Source organism: Wohlfahrtiimonas larvae, from assembly GCF_002006755.1.
In the GTDB taxonomy this organism is placed as follows: Bacteria; Pseudomonadota; Gammaproteobacteria; order Cardiobacteriales; family Wohlfahrtiimonadaceae; genus Wohlfahrtiimonas; species Wohlfahrtiimonas larvae.
The window spans coordinates 1-4,478 of sequence record NZ_MVDO01000115.1 but is presented as its reverse complement, the minus strand read 5'-3'; the positions used below and the strand labels follow the sequence as shown (position 1 = coordinate 4,478).

The 4,478-nt window shown below is 37.9% G+C and carries 5 protein-coding genes and 1 pseudogene; 4 read left to right on the top strand and 2 right to left on the bottom strand.

Going from position 1 to position 4,478, the window contains the following annotated elements:
• The first annotated feature begins 108 nt into the window (after positions 1–108).
• On the top strand, positions 109–1,452 hold the full coding sequence (locus BZK14_RS13590) for an ATP-binding cassette domain-containing protein (RefSeq protein WP_077925841.1): 1,344 nt from the start codon (positions 109–111) through the stop codon (positions 1,450–1,452).
• 41 nt (positions 1,453–1,493) lie between these two features.
• Here the strand turns inward: BZK14_RS13590 and BZK14_RS07115 are convergent, their stop codons facing one another.
• On the bottom strand, positions 1,494–2,129 hold the full coding sequence (locus tag BZK14_RS07115; protein ID WP_077925840.1) for a CatB-related O-acetyltransferase: 636 nt from the start codon (positions 2,127–2,129) through the stop codon (positions 1,494–1,496).
• A 228-nt stretch (positions 2,130–2,357) separates the two neighbouring features.
• On the opposite strand from BZK14_RS07115, the gene BZK14_RS07110 reads away from it, so the two are divergent.
• The 3 genes from BZK14_RS07110 (at position 2,358) to pdxY (ending at position 4,161) form a co-directional block, all read left to right on the top strand.
• Positions 2,358–2,807: a MarR family transcriptional regulator gene (locus tag BZK14_RS07110; protein WP_171973662.1), complete on the top strand. Its 450-nt coding sequence runs from the start codon at positions 2,358–2,360 to the stop codon at positions 2,805–2,807.
• A 20-nt stretch (positions 2,808–2,827) separates the two neighbouring features.
• On the top strand, positions 2,828–3,217 hold the full coding sequence (locus tag BZK14_RS07105) for a nuclear transport factor 2 family protein (protein ID WP_077925838.1): 390 nt from the start codon (positions 2,828–2,830) through the stop codon (positions 3,215–3,217).
• A gap of 68 nt (positions 3,218–3,285) precedes the next feature.
• Entirely contained in the window at positions 3,286–4,161 is an 876-nt protein-coding gene (gene pdxY / locus BZK14_RS07100; protein WP_281249099.1) for a pyridoxal kinase PdxY, read from the top strand.
• A 63-nt stretch (positions 4,162–4,224) separates the two neighbouring features.
• On the opposite strand, the pseudogene BZK14_RS13285 reads toward pdxY, so the two are convergent.
• Positions 4,225–4,478, bottom strand: a pseudogene (locus tag BZK14_RS13285) (phosphonoacetaldehyde hydrolase); the annotation flags it as partial.

Here is a 4,478-nt window from a genome sequence, read left to right as displayed (position 1 = left end):
TTTGTACGCAATTAAAATATGCACATCTTAATTTAGAACTGATGAGGTTTGCTGACATGAACAATTAACTTGATTTGACTTGTTATTACGATCAATCAAGGAGGTTTTATGTCCAAATTTTTGCAGCTTAATCAGTTGTCTTATGGTTTGCCAAATGGCAACACAGTTTTTTCAAATTTAACTTATACATTCTCACAACCCATCACAGCGTTGATTGGGCGAAATGGTGTGGGCAAAAGCTTATTGGCACAAATCATGGCGGGGCGATTATTGCCAACGGAAGGCTCATGCATCAATAGCGATTTAGTTTATTATTTATCACAAAAATCCCATGAAAATAGCATTGAAACTGTTGCAGAAGCTTTAGAAATCCAATCTATATTGGATACATTACAGCGTATTGAAAATGGCAGTGTGGATGCGGATGATTTTGAAATTGTGGGTTCGCGTTGGTGCATTCAGGATGAAGCTCTGAATTTATTGGCTGAGCTGTCTTTATCTCATGTCACATTAACAACTGCGATGCAGCAATTAAGTGGTGGTGAGCAAATGCGCATTCGCATTGCGGCAGCTTTCTTATCCCAAGCACAAATTTTGATTTTGGATGAGCCAAGTAACCATTTGGACTATCACTATAAGCAAGTTTTATGGTCGATGATTCAATCATGGCAAGGGCAGGTGATCATCATTACCCATGATCGTTATTTATTGAACCAAGTGAACGCCATTGTGGAATTATCTACTAAAGGTTTAACAGCATATAGCGGTGCTTATCAAGATTATGTTGAGCAGCGTGATGCAGAATTAGCATCCATCATTCAGCAGTTGAATGCAGTAAAGCAAACTGAGAAAAAGCGCTTGGCAGTTGCACAGCAACAATTGGAAAGACAAGCTAAGCGATCATCCCAAGCCAATAAACAACGGAGTGAGCAGAATCAAGCAAAAATATTGCTGGATCGCCAAAAAAATCGCAGCGAATTAAGTTCGGGCAAGGCAAAAGAGCAGAGAGATAAAATTGCTGAACAAGGTAAATTAGTCATTCAATCTGCAAAAGATCGCATAGATCAGCAAGAAGCTGTTGTATTACATGGTTATGCTATGGATACTTTTGTGCCAAAAGTATTGGTGGAATTGAATCAGCTTGTATTACCGTATCTATCAACGCAATTGAGTAAGTTTCATGGGCAAATCGAGAAGGGCGATCGCATTGCGATTGTGGGTAAAAATGGCAGTGGTAAATCTGTATTATTAAAAACATTGGCGGGCAAAATTTTGCCATTACAAGGTGATGTAAAGCATCATGTAAATTTTGCTTATTTGGAGCAACTGTTACAAAGTTATCGCGGTGCTTTAGTGATCGTGGCACATGATCAAGAGTTTTTAGAAAATATTGGTATCAATAAATATTTAGTATCCACAGAACAAGGTTGGCAGTGGCAGGAAAAATTTTAAACTACCCCTTCCAAAGGAAGGGATAGCTACATTAATGAGAATCACGATGATAGTGAATAATTTTTTTCAGCTTCAATCAATGCTTCAATATTATTTTGCGTTAAAAATGGGCGAAGTGCCTGAAATTTCTCAGGTGCCCAATCATAAATATGCAATGCTAATAATTGTTGAATGATTTCTGGTGGAAATCTATATTTCACTAATTGAGCAGGTGATCCGCCCACAATGGCATAAGGTTCAACATCTTTTGTCGCAATACTGCCTGCGGCAATGATTGCACCTTCCCCAATCGTAATGCCCGGCATGATCATGGCTCGCATGCCGATCCAAGCGCCATCATGAATATGTGTATCACCTTTGCTTTGATAAGCATCGATGATGGTTTCCATAAAAGGATATAAGCTGAACCAATCTGCGCGATGTGTATGATTGCCACCCATGAGAATCACCGCTTCTGCGCCAATGCAGACATAATCACCAATGTATAACTGGTCAATGTGCCATAAAGGTTCCCATTTTAAGCTTTCTTCATCGCCATATAAATAGCGTACAACAGAAGCTTCAAAGCCCTGATCCCAACAATTGCTGTAATAGCTATGTTGACCTTTAATGATAATGTTTGAGTTTTTAACAGTTTCGTGGAGATATTCCACTTTTGACCAATGTTTTTTTTCCATGACAAAGCTCCAAATAAAATGGCAAATTCATGGAATGTTTTATCGATTCGATGCACTACATTCCAAGTGCATCAACCGCGAGCGATTCTCGGTTTTTTGAGTAAAGGATTATTGATCATTGGAGCATTATAAGTATTTATAAAACTAACTCAAACTTATAGTTAACCAGTTGACAATATTTTAAATCAAGAATATAGTTAACTGGTAAACAAAGTTAGAGTAATGATCATGACAACACAAACAGAAAAAATGTACCGAACCTTAGTGAAGCTAACGCATGCACAAGAAATACATCGAGAGAGAAAGCGTGAAGCTTTGCTAAAGGATTTAGGTAATTATACTTTGACACAATTGCATATTTTAGGCTGCATTCAACAACATGATGCTGTGAATAATAAGGTGCTCAGTGATGCGTTAGCGTTAACGAAAGCAGCAGTTTCAAAGGCTGTGAATAAATTATTGAAGGATGAATTAATCACAACGTATCAAATTGAAGATAATCAAAAGTCGATCTTTTATCAGCTAACAAAAGAAGGTGAGCACATTGCGGATATTCATCATGTATTGCATGAGCAAGCTAAAGCAAATTATTTAAATTTTTTAGCAACGATGGATGATGAAACATTAGCTAAAGCCCAGCTATTTTTAGAAGCTTTAACAAATTATTTAGAAGAATAATGAAAAAAGGAGATCAAAATATGCATAAATATCAGAAATTAGTGACGGAATCATTTGAAGTATTATTTGATGTGAATACATCAGTGGATGATGTTCGACCATTTTTCTCAAAAAATTATACGCAATGGGTGGATGGCAAAAGCTTGGATTATGATGATTTCTTTCAGCATGTTGTTGCATTGAAAGAAGTGATTGCGAAAGCTCATGTGGAATTCATTGAATTTATGGTGGAAGGCGATACAGCTGCGGATATTCACGATGTATTTGTGACAAAGAAAAATAGTGAGGATTTGCATGTGCGAGTGATTGCCTTTTTCACCTTTGAAAATGATCAAATTGCTTCGGTGCGTGAAATGACGCATTTACTGAAAGGCAGTGAAAGCGATCATGATTTAGGTTCAAGAACCTAATCCCAAAATTAAAATCATTGCGCTATAATCGAGCATCAAATTAAAAGATGTAGCAAAGTGAGATCATCGTGACAAACCAACCAAAACGCGTTTTAACTATCCAATCCCATGTTGCTTTTGGACATGTTGGCAACTCGGCAGCTGTATTTACATTACAACGAATGGGCATTGAAGCAATGCCGATTAATACTGTGCAGTTCTCTAATCACAGCGGTTATGATGTTTTTTCAGGGCAAGTATTCACAGCAGAACAGATTAGCGATGTGCTTCGTGGTTTACGCGAAAACCATTTCCTAGAAAAAGTGGATGCAGTGATTTCTGGTTACATTGGTAAAGTCGGTGTTGGGCAAGTGATTCACGATGTTGTGCGTGAAATCCGCACTCACAATCCTGATGCAATGTATGTTTGCGATCCTGTGATGGGTGATAAAGAAGATGGCGTGGGATTTTTTGTGGATGAAACGATTCCACCTTTGATGAAAGAGGCCTTAGAAAGTGCAACGATCATTACACCGAACTATTTTGAATTTGAAGTATTATGCGGAAAATCAGTAGAAACTTTGGAAGATGCTTGTCGCGAAGCGCGAAAACTGATTGCAAACAATCACTATTTGAAAACAGTATTGATCACAAGTTTTAGAGTGAATGATGCAGATGACGAGTTGATGACATTAGCAATCACAGCAGATGAAGCATGGAAAGTCATAACGCCACGTTGCCATTATGTGCCGATGCCAAGCGGTACAGGTGATACATTTACAGCATTGTATTTAGCGCATATGTTAAATGGTGATAGCGTTGAAAAAGCGATCACATATACCACATCGACTTTATATGCTTTGGTGAAAGATACACCGAATGGTTCGCATGATTTGTCATTAGTGCGCGAACAAGCACAGATTATTGAGCCAAAAGAGTTATTTATGGCAGAAAAATTTTGCTAAGAAAAAGCCAATATTATTTTCATAATATTGGCCTAAAGTAGGATCATAAGCTAGTTTTGTTATTTATGGTTTTTCGCCTGATTGAATACGTTGTTCAATCATATTTATAATAGGTTCAAGATCAGCCACAGAATCAATGATGTAATGTGCACCTGATTTTTTCATCGCTGCCGTTGCTTGTTCGCGTAATTGATCTTGTTCTGCTTTTGGTAAGGCGTTCCATTCAGCTTCTGTCATGCCAACTTCATTGCCACTTACTGTCACAGCAACTGTCCAAGTACCAGAGTTTAGGCCTTCTGCAATGCCGACAGCAGTAT